The sequence below is a fragment of the Desulfofundulus sp. JL263-se genome (assembly GCF_056316025.1).
In genome coordinates this window covers 1,109,752-1,124,991 of sequence record NZ_CM149993.1, presented here as the reverse complement: position 1 = coordinate 1,124,991, position 15,240 = coordinate 1,109,752, and the positions used below count along the sequence as shown (strand labels likewise).

At 45.7% G+C, this 15,240-nt stretch carries 17 protein-coding genes, 2 other RNA genes and 1 other annotated feature; of the genes, 9 read left to right on the top strand and 10 right to left on the bottom strand.

Annotated elements, in window-relative coordinates; translation table 11 throughout:
- Window positions 1-2: 2 nt before the first annotated feature.
- The 4 genes from ACX4JR_RS05710 to rnpB all read right to left on the bottom strand — a co-directional run bounded on the left by ACX4JR_RS05710 (window position 3) and on the right by rnpB (window position 2,204).
- A complete protein-coding gene (locus ACX4JR_RS05710) occupies window positions 3-956 on the bottom strand; it encodes a DNA double-strand break repair nuclease NurA (RefSeq protein WP_476060055.1) in 954 nt (317 codons plus the stop codon).
- A 53-nt stretch (window positions 957-1,009) separates the two neighbouring features.
- Window positions 1,010-1,417 (bottom strand): YkvA family protein, encoded by a 408-nt coding sequence (locus tag ACX4JR_RS05705; RefSeq protein WP_476060054.1) that lies wholly within the window; start codon window positions 1,415-1,417, stop codon window positions 1,010-1,012.
- A gap of 228 nt (window positions 1,418-1,645) precedes the next feature.
- Window positions 1,646-1,823, bottom strand: a non-coding RNA gene (gene ssrS / locus ACX4JR_RS05700) — 6S RNA.
- A 28-nt stretch (window positions 1,824-1,851) separates the two neighbouring features.
- Window positions 1,852-2,204, bottom strand: an RNA gene (gene rnpB / locus ACX4JR_RS05695) — RNase P RNA component class B.
- Between the two features lie 320 nt (window positions 2,205-2,524).
- On the opposite strand from rnpB, the gene ACX4JR_RS05690 reads away from it, so the two are divergent.
- From ACX4JR_RS05690 to ACX4JR_RS05675, 4 genes are all read left to right on the top strand, one after another.
- A complete protein-coding gene (locus ACX4JR_RS05690; RefSeq protein ID WP_476057840.1) occupies window positions 2,525-3,952 on the top strand; it encodes an ISLre2 family transposase in 1,428 nt (475 codons plus the stop codon).
- A 54-nt stretch (window positions 3,953-4,006) separates the two neighbouring features.
- The gene (locus ACX4JR_RS05685; protein ID WP_476057841.1) at window positions 4,007-4,180 is read left to right on the top strand and encodes a hypothetical protein; all 174 of its coding nucleotides are present in this window, start codon (window positions 4,007-4,009) and stop codon (window positions 4,178-4,180) included.
- Between the two features lie 181 nt (window positions 4,181-4,361).
- Window positions 4,362-4,523, top strand: a complete 162-nt coding sequence (locus ACX4JR_RS05680) for a hypothetical protein (RefSeq protein ID WP_476060053.1) — start codon at window positions 4,362-4,364, stop codon at window positions 4,521-4,523.
- A 105-nt stretch (window positions 4,524-4,628) separates the two neighbouring features.
- Complete coding sequence (locus ACX4JR_RS05675) at window positions 4,629-5,507, top strand: GerMN domain-containing protein (RefSeq protein WP_476060052.1); 879 nt, start codon at window positions 4,629-4,631, stop codon at window positions 5,505-5,507.
- A gap of 28 nt (window positions 5,508-5,535) precedes the next feature.
- Here the strand turns inward: ACX4JR_RS05675 and ACX4JR_RS05670 are convergent, their stop codons facing one another.
- The 3 genes from ACX4JR_RS05670 to ACX4JR_RS05660 form a co-directional block, all read right to left on the bottom strand.
- Entirely contained in the window at window positions 5,536-5,679 is a 144-nt protein-coding gene (locus ACX4JR_RS05670; RefSeq protein WP_476060051.1) for a hypothetical protein, read from the bottom strand.
- An 18-nt stretch (window positions 5,680-5,697) separates the two neighbouring features.
- Window positions 5,698-5,955: a hypothetical protein gene (locus tag ACX4JR_RS05665; protein ID WP_476060050.1), complete on the bottom strand. Its 258-nt coding sequence runs from the start codon at window positions 5,953-5,955 to the stop codon at window positions 5,698-5,700.
- A gap of 137 nt (window positions 5,956-6,092) precedes the next feature.
- Window positions 6,093-6,686: a hypothetical protein gene (locus ACX4JR_RS05660; protein WP_476060049.1), complete on the bottom strand. Its 594-nt coding sequence runs from the start codon at window positions 6,684-6,686 to the stop codon at window positions 6,093-6,095.
- 176 nt (window positions 6,687-6,862) lie between these two features.
- Between ACX4JR_RS05660 and ACX4JR_RS05655 the strand changes: the two genes are divergently transcribed.
- The 4 genes from ACX4JR_RS05655 (at window position 6,863) to ACX4JR_RS05640 (ending at window position 9,999) form a co-directional block, all read left to right on the top strand.
- Complete coding sequence (locus tag ACX4JR_RS05655; RefSeq protein WP_476060048.1) at window positions 6,863-7,198, top strand: hypothetical protein; 336 nt, start codon at window positions 6,863-6,865, stop codon at window positions 7,196-7,198.
- Window positions 7,199-7,313: 115 nt separating this feature from the next.
- Complete coding sequence (locus ACX4JR_RS05650) at window positions 7,314-7,865, top strand: helix-turn-helix domain-containing protein (RefSeq protein WP_476060047.1); 552 nt, start codon at window positions 7,314-7,316, stop codon at window positions 7,863-7,865.
- 115 nt (window positions 7,866-7,980) lie between these two features.
- The gene (locus tag ACX4JR_RS05645; RefSeq protein WP_476060046.1) at window positions 7,981-8,859 is read left to right on the top strand and encodes a DMT family transporter; all 879 of its coding nucleotides are present in this window, start codon (window positions 7,981-7,983) and stop codon (window positions 8,857-8,859) included.
- Window positions 8,860-8,961: 102 nt separating this feature from the next.
- On the top strand, window positions 8,962-9,999 hold the full coding sequence (locus ACX4JR_RS05640; RefSeq protein ID WP_476060045.1) for an aldo/keto reductase: 1,038 nt from the start codon (window positions 8,962-8,964) through the stop codon (window positions 9,997-9,999).
- A gap of 560 nt (window positions 10,000-10,559) precedes the next feature.
- Here ACX4JR_RS05640 and ACX4JR_RS05635 read toward each other — a convergent pair.
- On the bottom strand, window positions 10,560-10,841 hold the full coding sequence (locus ACX4JR_RS05635; protein WP_476060044.1) for a hypothetical protein: 282 nt from the start codon (window positions 10,839-10,841) through the stop codon (window positions 10,560-10,562).
- Window positions 10,842-11,567: 726 nt separating this feature from the next.
- Here ACX4JR_RS05635 and ACX4JR_RS05630 point away from each other — a divergent pair.
- Window positions 11,568-11,747 (top strand): small, acid-soluble spore protein, alpha/beta type, encoded by a 180-nt coding sequence (locus ACX4JR_RS05630; RefSeq protein ID WP_476060043.1) that lies wholly within the window; start codon window positions 11,568-11,570, stop codon window positions 11,745-11,747.
- A 41-nt stretch (window positions 11,748-11,788) separates the two neighbouring features.
- Here ACX4JR_RS05630 and ileS read toward each other — a convergent pair whose 3' ends face one another.
- Complete coding sequence (ileS, locus tag ACX4JR_RS05625) at window positions 11,789-14,596, bottom strand: isoleucine--tRNA ligase (RefSeq protein ID WP_476060042.1); 2,808 nt, start codon at window positions 14,594-14,596, stop codon at window positions 11,789-11,791.
- Window positions 14,597-14,662: 66 nt separating this feature from the next.
- Window positions 14,663-14,882 (bottom strand) — a binding site (T-box leader).
- A gap of 70 nt (window positions 14,883-14,952) precedes the next feature.
- On the bottom strand, window positions 14,953-15,240 hold the full coding sequence (locus ACX4JR_RS05620; protein ID WP_476060041.1) for a DUF167 domain-containing protein: 288 nt from the start codon (window positions 15,238-15,240) through the stop codon (window positions 14,953-14,955).

Sequence of the window (15,240 nt, the reverse complement as noted above, 5' to 3'; positions counted from 1 at the left end):
AATCAATAATCCCTCCTCTGCCGGTGAGGAACGAAAAATTTTTCCCTAACCCCGGCATCCAGGTAAGCCGACAAAAGTAACTCCATGTCCCGCCGGGTAATGCGCACCTCTGCATCAACCATATCGAGAAACAGCGGAACCCCCCTGGAACCAGAAGGGGTTATGGTATAAAGGTAGCGCATAACATTAACCACATCATCCGCATTTTCCGGAATAAAGTCATAGGCCGTCGCCTGCGGGCTCCGGGACAGGCGGGCAAATACCGTGTAAAATTCAGACTTGATTTCCAGCTCCGGGTCGGCCAGAAAACATTCACCGGGCTCCATGATGCCGAAAAGCAACTCCCGGTCATAAACCGGCGTTTCTTCACCCCCTGTTATTCCCAGAGCCCGGGAAAGACCGAAGGACTCGGCCTCTTCTATAATACCTACTGAAAGTATCCCCGATGACCGGGCAAGGAGGCAATAATTTTCCCATTCCGCCGGAGCATGGCGGGTAAAACGCATAAAACCCCCGTCAAAGAGTACCAACCACGGGCGGTACTTTTTTACCGCTTCCACGGCCGCCTGCAGTTCCAGGGCAGTTAAAATATGGTTCTTGGCCTGGACCAACATATATTCCTCGGACAGATTTTCACCTTTGGTAAACTTTGACAGCCGCTTGTAATGTTCAGGTAAAAGGGGGCACAATATATCGGAAAGTACCGTACCGCCACCCGAAGAAGATTTGGCGTAAGCCTGGAACAGGTAGAGAACATGAGGGAAAGACGCGCCGGCGGAATTCACCGAGCCATCTACAGCAACAACAGGCCTTTTTCCGGAAAGGGAATTTATCTCTTCAGGTGCTAATGGCTTAAGCGTTAAAAAAAACCCGACAAATTGTTCCAATTGTCGGCGAATCTCCTTGGCTGTATTTTTATAAGTGCGCCCTTTAAGCCTCCCGTTAGCTTTTTGCAATAATTCATAAAGGTTACTATCTAAAAGCAAAATACTCACCCTTAAAAAAACGGCTAAAACTTTTTATTTACCCGCTCATAGGCCTTTTTGGGTAAAATCTGAACTGCCACATTTAAAATGGAATTAATTATATCAAGCAATCCTTCCGGCCCGTCCCAGTGCTCCAAAACAACTTCTTCGCCGGCAGCTTCAAACAGTCCCTTTAAAACAAGAGCCACGGCCAATATATCATCCACCTGGCCCAGCAGTGGAATAAAGTCGGGCACAATATCTATGGGTGATAAAATATAAGCCACAGCAGCCCCTAAGAGAACTTTATTCTGCACAGGTACACGGGAATCACGCATTAAACGATAAACTAACTTTAAAAAATTAGGTATCAACATAATTAATTCTTTGGCTAATTTTTCAGTGTCACTGACAAGCTTGCCTTCTTCTGGATCGTAATAATAGGTCTTCATACCCTAACCCTCCTGGTTAAATAGACTTTGTATATTTTACCCCGTTGTTTTTTACATTCTTCAACAAACTCCTTTGATTTCCTGCTCTGAAAAATAACTTTAGCTCTGGGACAAGTTAACCTCCGCTCCCTACCAGTACCGCCAAAGCGGCACGGGCATTTTGCCCTACCGGGCAAAAAAATAAAAAGCCTCCGGTCCGGCTGACCGGAGACTTTCCTGCTGTCTCACTGTTTCCCCGCTGTGCCGTTACTTGCCGTTTTCTCAAACCCACCTCTTCCAGGTGGGTGCCCGGTCACTGGCTTCTGACTTCCGCTCTCAGGCGGCTTGCCATCTGCCAGCGAACCTAAGCTCCCTGCTTTCACATGTGGTTGAAAAACAGGCAAGTTATCGCACACGGCAGGACAAATTTTCCGCTGCCACCCGTTCAAAAGCACGGCTATAAGCGAGATTCTGTCGAGGGTAGTCATCTATCTAGGGGAAGCCGTTAAGCCGGTTTCCCCTCCCCCTCTCGGGGGTGCCCCTACCCGCGGCTCAAAGGCCGCCTATTTGGGTTGCACGCCGGTGGAGTTTACCAGTTCCACTCCCCTGTTGCCAGGAGACCTAGTTTCTGTGGCACTTTATGGCTACTTGAAACCCGGAGGGTTTCTTTCGCCGTCGTCAGGTCGCCCTGCCCCGGCTTGCGCCGGGCACCGTTTTAACACTGCCCGGAACCAAGGGCCCGAACAGTGTGCGTGTCTCGACTTTCCTCTACCTGCCCTGATAAGGCAAGCAGCGACTACCCACCGTACTTTTGAACTTGCCGGTGGCAAGGTTACATTATACAGTATTCATAAAGATTAATCAACCGTCACTTATTGGTAACTTTACGTAAAAATTGTAACCTTAAAAAGCCGGCTCTGTCAAGTAAATATATTTTCCTTCCAAAATCTTATAATTAAAGCAATAAAAGGTAACCCGTTATTAAAGAAAAAGGCCCAAAGTCCAGTAGTTTTGGGTTTGGCCGTGTAAAATTTCAGTAGGCACCAGAAGGAAATCAACCTCCTAGAAATAGAAATGAGACCTCACCCCAAAAACACTCCAACGGAAATTAAAGGAGGGCGAGGTCTCATGTTAAATATTCGCCACATAGTGGGGGCAGTCCTTCTATTCGGTTCTGGCCTAACTAAATTAATTGGCGAGTGCAAAGACTTTTATGAGCTTGAAAAAGGCATCCATGAGCTGTGCCAGGCAGTCTGCAACCAAATTTTCACCTGGGCCCTGGAACAGATCGATACCCGCCTGATGAATGAACGTGACCGGAGCACCTGGGAAGTGGTCGGCTTTCGGGCTAAAACAGCAGTAAGCACCTTTGGGGAATTTCTCTTCAAAAGGCGCCTGTACAGGAACAAAAAAACCGGGGAAACCAAATTCTTTTTAGACGAGCTGCTGGGCTGGCCAGCCCGGGCCAAGATCACCCCCCGTTTAAAAGAACTGGCCGTCAAACTAAGCACCGAACTTTCCTTTGCCCGTGCCGCCGAGATCTTAAACCACCTTGTTTCCGGCCTAAGTCCCATGACCGTCTGGCAGGCTACCCAAGAAGTGGGAGAAGTCTTGCAGCAAGAAGGAGAAGAAAAAAGGGCAGCGGTTTTTGAAAAGGGCGAAGCTCCCGGCGGGAAAGAGGTAACCCCGGAGCTGTGTATCGAAGCCGACGGAGTGATAATCCGCCTGCAGAAGACAAAAGAGAAAAGAGGAGAAATTAAGCATATGGTCGTCTACGAAGGGAAGGAACAAATTGGCCAAGGTCGCTTCGCCCTGAAAAACAAGCTTGTTTTAAGCAGCCTAAATGACGGTAAGGCAGCCTGGGAAGAAAACTATGCCGTAGCCGGGGGAAAATGGGACCTGAGCCAAACCGAAAGGATCTTCATCGGCGGCGACGGGGCAGACTGGTCCAAGCAGGGAATTGATTACTTTCCCGGCGCTGTGTATCGCTTAGACCCATACCACCTGAGCAGGCATTTAACCGAGGCCCTCTGGTACGACGAAGAAACCTACCGGAAGGTGGCCCTGGCCATTTCCCAGGGTAACTGGGAGGAGACCCAAAGAGTTCTTACGGAAGCAGCAAAAAACACCAGGGGCAACCGGAAGAAGAGGATCACCAAACTTCTGCATTATCTTGAGGAAAACTGGGCGGGGATCGCTGCCTCGCCGGGAGCAAAACGTTTGGGCACCATTGAAGGGCAGATTCAACACAACGTGGCCCGGCGGATGAAACGCCTGGGAGCCAGGTGGACAATCCCTGGAGGAGACCGGATGGCCCGTGTTTTGGCCGCTAAGGCAAACGGGGAGCTTGGCAATTATACTTTGCGCTGGCCGGTGAAACACCGGAAATTGAGAGAAATTGCGCAGTTAAAGCCAGTCGAAAAACAAAAAACAGAGGATGTGGAAAAATGGCTGCAGGCGTCTGTTCCGGCTTTAAAGGGTCCTTTTGCTGACCGGCTGTGGATTAAGTATGTTTTACGTGAACTTAGCCGTCCCAGCTTTTCTGCTCTTTTGTAAAAGCATGTTCCTTGGAGAGCCTTTGAGGTTTTCAGGCGGCGCCGGAGGGTAGCCTTGACAGCCGGGGTCCCCGCATGTGATAAAATGTACAAGCCGGCGGGGTATGCTAAAGTATGCAGCATGTTCCCCGGAGCCGCCCCGTCGGTACTGAAACTATATCACATGCGGGGTGGCTGTCAAGGCCGCCGCCGTAAAACTAATGTTTTAAGCGGTGAGGTCTCATGTTAAAAGATACCTACTGAATCTTGACACGGACTTTGGGTTTTAACTTTATTGTTTTGCATGTAGTTATATGATATACTAATGGGAAAAATATTAAAATTCTTAAGCCTTATTTGATTTTTTCAGTCTATAAGGTATAGATACAGGTGCGGGGCGAGACCCGAGAACCACAAGGGGGTAATGAAATTTGGGGAACTGGAATATTTTCTGGGATGGATTAGCTATCGTTGCAGCAATAGGAGTTATATCGGCCGTATTTTCTAAGAAAATAAACCAGGCCCTGGAAAAAGTGGAGCATTATGCCAGCGGGCATGTAACGGAACATCATAAATATGATCCTTTTGATTAAAATTTTCCCTTTTTGGGAAATTTTTTTTCAGAAGAACTTTTTTGCTTTACCAGTATAATATCACAAAATAAGGTTTTTAAATAACTGAGAGGAGTAAAGATATTCATGCACTCACCTACGAGACTCTTAAACACCAAATTAGTATTGGTTATCTTAATTCTTATTACAGGCGTTACATTAATTTCCGGTTGTCTTAATGAAAAGCGGCAAAGTAAAAATAGCCAAAACGTACAAGTCAAAGATGAAATAAAAAAAGAAAATATGAACATTGCCGTATATTATGTAAAATACACACCGGATGACGCTTACCTGGTGAGAGAAGTTCACACTATTCCCTACACGGACGAACCGCTTCGGGCAGCAGTGGAGGAACTGATAAAGGCCAAACCTGAAACAGAAGGGGCTATTAACATCATACCTCACGATACCCGGGTGCTGGACGTAAAGGTGGAAAATGCAACGGCAATTGTGAACTTTTCCGAGGAAGTTCTAAATACCAACGCCGGCTCCGAAGGAGAAATTCTCGGTATCCAAAGCATTGTTAATACTCTTACGGAATTTCCGGATGTGGAAAAAGTTTCCTTTCAGGTGGAAGGAAAGGTTGACGGTAGGGCCCGGGACTGGTGGGGGCATGTTGGCCTTTATGATCAACCGTTTAAGCGGGATATATCTAAAGTATATGAACCGGCTATCTGGGTAATACACCCGCAACAGGATCAAGTGGTGGGAGTACCCATGCTGGTAAAAGGTAGTGCCCGGGTATGGGAAGGTAAGATCAGTGTTCAACTGGTAGACAGCAATAACAAAATTCTGGCTCAAAAACACATCACAGCCACTAAAAGTGCTCCTGAACGCGGAGACTTCGAAATGAGTATCAAATTTGACCCTCCGAAGGGAGATAAAGGACGAGTGGAGGTATATGGAAGGGACCCTGATAACGGTTCTGAATTGATAAAAGTAACGGTACCCGTTAAATGGCCGTAAAAAGGGGCTGCGCTCTCGCACCCCCTTTTTATATGGTTATAAACATATTTGCTACAAACGCTGCACCCACTGCCACCGCCAGGCTAACCAGCAGCCACAACAAATCCTTTTTCACGGTGGATATCAATTTTTCCGTATGTTTCCCGTCCGGTACAATATTTTTCTCTACCATTATTTACCACCTTCCTGTTTATCTGTAATAGAAGTACCATATGATTCCTCCCGCGATTATAAAAGCTATCCGTACATACAAGCTAAAGGAGTCTTTTATAATATTCTTATCCCTTAACCATTCTACCATTCCATTAGGTATAACCAGTACAATAAACAGAAATTTTGCCACAGGAACAAAGGAAGGATTACCCAAAGTAAATAGCCACAATATTACTCCCCATGCGAACATGGCCAGGAAAACCCTGGCCGGACCGGGCAAATCTCGAAACCCCATCTCCTAACCCCCTTAATTTAATTGTTCAACCTTGAAAAGTTAAAATCCTTTTCTATGCCTTGAAAATAAACTGTTTTCACGGGGGATTTCTCCATCCTTTCGCCCCTGTGCATTCTCTGCCGTACCATAGAAAACTGTTAAGAAGGGCCCCGCCCGGCAGCAGCAAATTGGGCCACCTTGGTAAATGAATGGTCAAAAGACTTAAAATCTATAAACCAGTTTTCAGCCTTAAATTTAACCATAAATTTGTCTGAAATTACTGTCCTGCCGTCGGGCAAACGGTATTCCACCGCCACCAGCATCACTTCATCTTTTACCGGGATAATTTTTATAATCTTCCAATCTACAGGATTAACCTGAATTATTTTTTCTTCAAGCTGCTCCAATTCTTCTTTGGTATTTTCACCCACAAGATACGGATTATCACCGGTCTTGGTCTTCTCCCCTTGCAATATCCCGGAAATAAAATTATCAAGGGTACTCTTCTGTATAAAGCTGGCAATTTCCACGTAATCCTGCGAATTATAGAAGCTTAATTTTTCCTGCCCGTTAATTTGGTCCGCTGTTATGATATTAAAATTCTTTTTCATTTTAGACTTCGTATTTTCTGTTAGAGCCTGCCGGGATTCTTTTTCATCTTGTTTCCAAAATTGTACCGTTTCCAGGCCGGTACAGCCCGAACCCGTTAGCAGCCCTCCCGCTAATATAAAAATAATAAGAAACTTCTTCACATTTTTTCCCTCCCTTCCGGAATTGTATCATCCAAATACTTTATACGGCAATAAATAAAAATACGGGCAATAAATAAAATTGTTACTGTCCCTTTGGTCCTTTTGTAAACATCTTACATATTATATAACAGGTCAATTTTGGCAAATTTTTACCTCTAGAAAGAAAAGGTGGTACAATGGACTGGAAAGAAAAATATTTTGAGAAATTAGAAATGGATATTAGGGAATTGCGGGAACAAATACAAGGGATGGAAGGCAGATTCGAAGAGAAGTTAAAGCGGGATATGGTAGAAATCAGGGAAAAATTGCAACAATTGGAAAAAACGATGGAAGGGAAAATAGACCAGGCAGTAACTAATATTATGGGTATAACTAAAAGCCGACACGAAGACTATCTGGCGGTAAATAAGCGCCTTGACAACCTTGCCCAAAGAATTGATCGCACAGTCTCGTGGGCAATGGGGACTTTTTTAGCTGTGGCCGGCCTTGTACTTACGGTTATATTTGCATAGCCGGGCATATTTTTAATAAATGTGCAACAGAATGCTACCCTGGCATGGTTTAGCTGGTATAATAAATACTGCAGTTTAAAATTATTACCACCAGTGATTATTCGGAGAGGATAACGTGGATCTTGGAGCCAGAATAAAAAAGTTGCGCTTAAACAATAATCTCAGTGTCCGAGAGCTGGCGGAAAAGGTAGGCGTTACAGCCAGCTATATTTATCAGCTGGAGCAAAATAAAGTATCGCCGTCCTTTTCCACCTTAAAAAGTATTGCCACCCACCTTAATACCAGTCTCAGTTTGCTGGTGGAAGAAGAATTGCCGGAAGAATGGATCATTATTCGAAAGAACCGCCGTCGCCGCCTGGTAACGGATAATCCCCAACTTTCTTTAGAATTGCTCACTTTTCTGGGTTCCAGGGATAAAAAAATGCAGCCAATCGTTTTTAAAATAAAGCCCGGCGGTAAAAATACTGAAATGGATTTTTTCCACCAGGAACGGGAAGATTTTATTTTCCTGTTAAAAGGCAGAGTGGAAATAATTTCCGGAAACAATAGATATGTACTTGAAGAAGGAGATGCCGCTTATTTTATTTTTAAAAATCCTACAAGTATTATTAATACGGGTACAGAAGAGGCAGAGGGCCTTTGGGTAATAAGCCCGCCGGGAATTTGATATGAGCCGGTGCCGGCTATGTACTTTTATACACTTTCATGATTAAAGGATTAGACTTATAATATTAATGGTATAAATTTAAACTTAGCCCAGCGAAGGGAAAAGTTGAAACAAAATGCCGGCGAAACAGAGTAAAAAAGAACAAACTATAGGAATAATACTGGTGCTTATCGCCACCATAAGCCTTAGCACCGAAGCGGTGGCCGCAAAAATAGCTTATTCCGGCGGGGTAAATGTAATTTCCGCCCTGGCCGTGCGCTATATAATTGCTGCCGTCTTTTTTGGCGCCGGCCTTTTATTGTGGAAAAAATCCTTCATGCTTCCTAACGCAGACATTGCCCGAATAGCGGTCCTGGCCATTGGCGCGCAATCCACCACCGTGCTGTTGCTATTTAATTCCTTCCGCTACATACCAGCGGCCCTGGCCATTCTTTTTCTTTATCTTTATCCTACCATTGTAACTTTTTTAGCCTATACATTTTTAAAGGAGTCTTTGAACTGGCGTAAGATAACGGCCCTTTTTCTAACTTTAAGCGGGTGCGCCATAATACTGGGCCAACCTCTTAACGGGCTGGACATGCGGGGTGTGGGATTATCCACCGGAGCAGCGGTAATGAATGCCATTTTCCTGGTTGGCAGCACTAAGTTAATAAGTCACATTGAAGTGCCGGTATATAACACGTACATGACGGGTATAATTGCCATATTTTTTTCCGCACTGGGAATAACAACGGGGCAACTGAAATTTGACTTTTCCCCCAAAGCCTGGGGAGCTCTGCTTGTTCTGGGAATTGTATGTACGGTGGTGGCCCTGGCTGCCCTCTTTCAAGGAGTCAAAAGGATAGGAGCATCCCGGGCAGCCATTATAAGCACCTTTGAGCCGGTATCAACGGCTATTTTAGGCATGTGGTTTTTACAGGAAAGTATTTCCGCCTGGCAGGGAATAGGCGGGGCCCTGGTGCTGGCAGGTATTTTCTTGCAGAAGCAGGAGTAGAGTTTGAAAAAAATGTGTCCGGGTTCCCCCTGACAAGTAACTTGCGCAGTGCACTTAACAGCTTAAGCCAAGCCGAGGTAACCAGCCCGGCACCGATAAATCATGCTCAATAAAAAAGTGGAGGAAGCATTCATGGAGTACAGAATTCTCGGCAAAACTGGCCTTAAGGTATCCGTTATAGGTTTCGGGGGCATTCCCATTCAACGGGTTTCTACTGCAGAAGCCTCCGCAACAATAAACAGAGCCCTGGACCAAGGAATAAATTTTTTTGATACAGCCCGGGGATATACCGACAGCGAGGCAAAACTGGGGGCGGTTTTGAAAAACAGGAGAAAAGAAGCGGTAATTGCAACCAAATCCATGGCCAGAACCAAGAGAGACATGGCCCGGGATATTGAAAAAAGTTTAGCCGCCCTTGGGGTGGACTATATTGACCTTTACCAGCTCCACAATGTTAAGGATAAAGATACCCTGGAACAAATTTTAAGCCCCCAGGGCGCCCTTTCCGCCTTAAAGGAAGCAAAAAAGAATGGCTTGATTAAACATATTGGCATTACAGGCCATATAAAGAATATTCTTTGTGAGGCCCTTAAAACAGGAGAGATAGAAACCGTTCAGTTTCCCTTTAACGCAGTGGAATTGGAAGGTTCCCGGGAATTATTCTCCCTGGCCGGGGAAATGAATGCCGGTATTATAATAATGAAACCCCTGGCCGGGGGAGCCTTAAAGGATGCAAATCTAGCCCTGCGTTTTATCCTGGAATACCCCGTCTCCACTGTAATCCCCGGAATGGATACGCCGGGACAGGTGGATGAGAATACTTTGGTGGGAAAAAACCCGGCTCCTTTGACCCCGGAAGAACGAAAAAAGCTGGAAGAAAAGGCCGAAAGGCTTGGCAATGTTTTTTGCAGGCGCTGCGAGTATTGCCAGCCTTGCCCGCAAGGAATTGATATACCCATGGTATTCTTGCTGGACGGCTACTTTACCAGGTATGATTTAAAAAAGTGGGCCAGGGAACGCTACCGGGCTTTACCCTCAAAAGCGGACTCGTGTGTCGAATGCGGCGAGTGTGAAGATAAGTGCCCCTATAATCTGCCCATACGCCGGATGCTGGCAGATGCCTCCAGCCGGTTGGATTAATTTCCCCGCTACCCTGGATTTCGTTGTTTCATATTTTGTCAGCTATTGCAATTCAATATTTCTATATCCTGTTTATCCTGTTGAATCCAGAATTATACAACGGGTGATTTCCCGTATTAAACTATTGAAAAACCTAAACCTATACTGTAACATGAGTTTAGGACAGTTACCATATGCCTCCTCAAAATTGATATGTTATTTTTCAGTTGTATTCTCCTTATAATGGGGCTAGAAATAAAGCCCTATTTTTTATTTATTTATAGTTAATATACTTTAGAAATAAGCTATTTTTATATATAATGGATAAAAAAATATCTCCCCGAGGGGTGACTACTTTATGTGGTGCAAGGATTGCTGTTTTTTCAAACAGTGGCGGCCCCTTTCTGTAGCGATGTGCGAAAAGTTTCACAAGCAAATTGAACCGTCTGCCCGTCCCTGCGATCAGTTTATTAGCAAGCAACAGAGGACAAATGAATGGGGTGAACAAACTTGCGATTTTTTAAAGGATTGCAGGTAACGGGCTACAGAATTAAGGAGGCATACACAAAATGCCTCCCTTTTTACGTCAGCCCCCAGCTATAACGGTCAACCGTCATGAGGATGCTGCTCACTATTGTTGGCACATCCCCTTCCAGCACACGGCTGTAAGACACCGCCAAGGGTAATTTAACCTCTGCTCCCTCCCGCAGCTTAACTCCCACCTCGATGTAAATCGGCCCGTTTTCCCTTGCAGCAGGTACCCCGCGCAGGCGGAAAACTCTTGAATCCCTGGATTTGCATTCTGTCTCCACCTGGGATAAAAAATTACTGATTGCCACCTTGCCGGCCTGGAAGTTCTCCACAAGCCACACCCCTTATTTATAAAGATTTAGTGTTCTAAGTGTATGAATAAATAATGGAATAGGCCAGTAAAAAGGGGCCAACGCGCAAATTTTTTGCCTAAGTGGGATAAGCGGCTTCCGAAATACAGACCGCTGGCGGGCCCATCCAACTGTTTAAACCAGGAAATTGACTTAAGGCCGCTCCAGGCCCCTCCATGCTCAAAGCAAGGTTTTTAGTAAAATGTTCCTGAATATTTTTAACCCCTCTGTATAGAATAGTAATTAACAAGGGTCCGTAATGGCCGAGCCCAGATTGTCACAGGGTCTAAAAAAGGCTCTGTGACAGTCGGCCAAAGATTAATACCGGGTCATAAGGGCTCGGTATTAGTCGGCGGGAAGATTGGTAACTGTTCCTGGAGCCCTTGCAATGGTCTGAAGGATCATTTGCAGGGTCGTAAGGGATATTTACCAATCGAGCTAAGATTAATACAGGTTCCGTCTTTCCTGGGTTCCCCCAAGAATAAGGTCTTTAGCAGTCGAGAAACTGCTATTGGCTCTTAAGGTATCTGTATTAGTCGAGCGAAGATCATTACGGGTTTCGTAATGATCCTCGATAGTCGAAAGGCTGTCGGGAATCAAGCAGGGATTCGTAATGGTCGTAGCGCAGGTCATTACGGGCTCTAAGAAACCCTTCTCTTTCCTTAGAGAAGGGTTTCCTATTACTTATATTTGTAAAGGAGAAAAAAATTGGCTAACAGAAAAAATAAAAAAGATTTATATATAGAAAAAATAAAACTGGAAGTTGCCGAAGAATTAGGTCTTCTGGATAAAATCCTCAGCGAAGGTTGGGGAGCTTTGAATGCAACGGAAGCAGGCCGTATAGGCGGTAAAGTAGCCGGGCGGCTGAAAAAGGAAGGCATGGTATAAAAAAATGCAGTTTCCATAATTAACGGAAACTGCATTTTTTTTTATTCTTTCAATTCTCTTTCAAAACTCATTTCTTTAAGTACCGTGGCACAGCGCGGGCAAACTTCCGGATAGTCCTCGTCCTTACCTACATCTACGTGATAATTCCAGCAGCGCTCGCACTTTCTTCCTTCAGCCTTACGGACGACTACCCCCGCTTCGGGTAGTTCTTCAAAGGTTAAAGCATTTTCAGGCACACCGTCCTTTAGAAGATGTACCGTCGATACTATAAACAAACCGGGCAGGTCATTTTTCACGGGGCTGAGGAACTCATAAAAATCATCATTCACGTAAAGAGTTACAGCTGCTTCCAGGGAATTGCCAATCATTTTTTCCTTGCGGGCTGTTTCCAGGGCCCTGTTCACTGCCGACCGTACCCGCAGCAAGCGTTCCCACTTGCTCTCCAATTCCGGATCCAGGTAACTTTCATCAATTTCAGGCATATCGGTCAGCTGGACACTTACTGGTTCTCCTTCTACTTTAGGCATGTGCTGCCAAATTTCCTCGCTGGTAAAGGCCAGTACCGGAGCAAGCAGGCGCACCAGTACATGCAAAGTCTTATATAATACGGTCTGCACAGCCCGCCTCTCCAGTGAAGCCGCAGGTTGGCAGTAAAGGGTATCCTTGACAATGTCCAGGTACCGGGCACTCATTTCTACAGTGCAAAAATTATGGATGGCATGGTAAACGGTATGGAACTCATACTCCCTGTAGGCCTTTATTACCCGTTTGATAAGCTTATTTAATTCCAGAAGGGCCCACCGGTCTATTTCCCTGAGCTCCTCCCGGGAAACTTGATCCTTGGCAGGATCAAAGTCGCTTAAGTTCCCCAGTATAAACCGGGCGGTATTTCTTATTTTCCGGTAGGATTCAGTAATCTGCTTTAATATATTTTGTGATACTGCCAAATCTCCCCTGTAATCGGCTGAAGTTACCCACAAGCGGAGTATATCCGCCCCCATTTGCTTGATTACCTTGAGGGGATCAACTACGTTTCCCAGGGATTTACTCATTTTACGGCCTTTTTCATCTACAACAAATCCATGGGTTAGAACGGCCCTGTAAGGGGCCTTACCTGTTACTGCTACCGAAGTACTTAACGAAGAGTTAAACCACCCGCGGTGCTGGTCGCTCCCTTCCAGGTATAAATCTGCCGGCCAGCGTAAATCGGGCCATTTTTCTTTTTCATCCAGAACCCCCATGTGACTGGTGCCACTGTCGAACCAAACATCCATAATATCCGTTTCCTTGGTAAATTTCCTGAACCCGCATTCCGGGCAGGATAAATCCGCCGGAACCAGGTCTTCTACCTTCCATGCAAACCAGGCATCGGAACCGTGTTTCCTGAATATGTTTTGTAAGTGCTTGATGGTGGTATCGTTGATGATCTCCTTGCCGCACTGGGCACAGTAGAAAATGGGTATGGGCACGCCCCAGGTACGCTGCCTGGAAATGCACCAGTCACCCCGGCTGGCAACCATGTTATGAATTCTTTCTTCACCCCATGCCGGTATCCAGCGAACACCCCGAATGGCTTCCAGTGCCTGCTTCCGAAATCCTTCTATAGAAGCAAACCACTGTTCTGTGGCCCGGAATAAGACAGGGTTCTTGCAGCGCCAGCAATGGGGATATTGGTGGCTGATAACGCCCTTTTTGACCAGAGAATTTTGTTCCCTCAAGGTTTTAACAATACCTTCGTTGGCGTCAGAATAGAACTGTCCGGCAAACTCCCCGGCTTCTTCGGTAAATTTACCCTTACCGTTCACCGGCGAATAAACATCCAGGTTATACTTTAAGCCCACCAAATAGTCTTCATGACCATGACCCGGCGCAGTATGAACACAACCGGTACCGGCCTCTAAAGTAACGTGGTCACCCAATATCAATATAGAATCCCGCTCTACAAAGGGATGCCGGCATATGATACCTTCCATTTCCTGGCCCCTGAACTCCTTAATTATCCTGGACTCGGAAATTTCGGCATCCTTAATGAAATTTTCCAGGAGTTCCTTGGCCACCACATATTTTTCCCCGTCAACCTCCGCCAGCACGTATACAAATTCGGGGTGCACGGTAATAGCCAGGTTGGCCACCAGGGTCCAGGGCGTGGTGGTCCAAATAATGACAAAGGTACTATCCTCTGGTAAAAGTCCTTTACCGTTTTTAACCGCAAATTTCACATATATGGACGGGGACTTTTTCTCTCCGTATTCCACTTCTGCATCGGCCAGGGCCGTTTCACAAGTGGTGCACCAGTAAACCGGTTTAAGGCCCTTATAGATATAACCTCGCTTGGCCATTTCCCCGAAAACGCCTATTTGCCTTGCCTCATAATGCGGCATCAAGGTTAAATAAGGATTATCCCAATCACCCCTCACCCCAAGGCGCTTAAACTCTTCCCGTTGAATATTAACAAATTTGAGAGCATATTCCTTGCAGCGGCGGCGAAACTCAACAGCATCTATTTCATGCCGGTTAATACCTAATTCTTTAATTGCCTGCTGCTCGATAGGCAGGCCGTGGGTATCCCACCCCGGAACATACGGAGCATCATAACCGGTCATGGAATGAAATTTAACAACAATATCCTTAAGCACTTTGTTTAAAGTATGACCGAGGTGTATGTGGCCGTTGGCATAGGGGGGCCCGTCATGCAGGATAAACTTGGGCTTCCCGGAATTTTTCTCCTGCACCTTCCGGTAAATATCCAATTCATCCCAAAATTTAATGATTTCGGGCTCCCTTTTAGATAAGTTTGCTCTCATGGGAAAATCTGTTCGAGGTAGATTAAGCGTTTTTGCGTAATCCATATTTCCCACACCTCTTATTACAATTTTTTAAAGAATGAAATATTAAAAATATTAAAAGCCCGCCCCACAAGGGACGGGCCAATTTTCCCGCGGTACCACCCTCGTAGGTAGAATGTAAATCATTCTACCCCCTCTTTGCCTTTAACGGCGGCCACCGGTCGACCTACTCCTTTTTTCAGCCGACACCTCCCGGGTGATTTTCCAATGGCTCCCTTACCCGGTTCCCACCTTCCCCGGGCTCTCTGTGAAGGTTAACCAATGTACTCGCCCCGTTCACCGGCAATTTTCAACCTTTTTCTATTTTTAACATCAATAATTATATTCAAAAGCCCTATCCACGTCAACAACGAAAAGATTTATAACTTCAAAGCCCTAAGAACCAGCTTCTTATCTATTCCGTATACCCGAACAAACTTGTTGCGGCTTGCTTGTCCGGATACCAATTCAACCTGTCTTTTGGGCACTTTAAAAATTTTTGCCAAAAAGACCCTGCAGGCCTCATTGGCCTCTCCCTCCACCGGGGGCGCGGTAAGCCGTAACTTAAGTGCATCCCCGAAAAGTCCGGCCACCTGGTTTTTAGCCGCCCGGGGCTGGACCCTAATCTTGAAAATGACCCCCTTTTCATCTTCCCTGATGTCCCACAT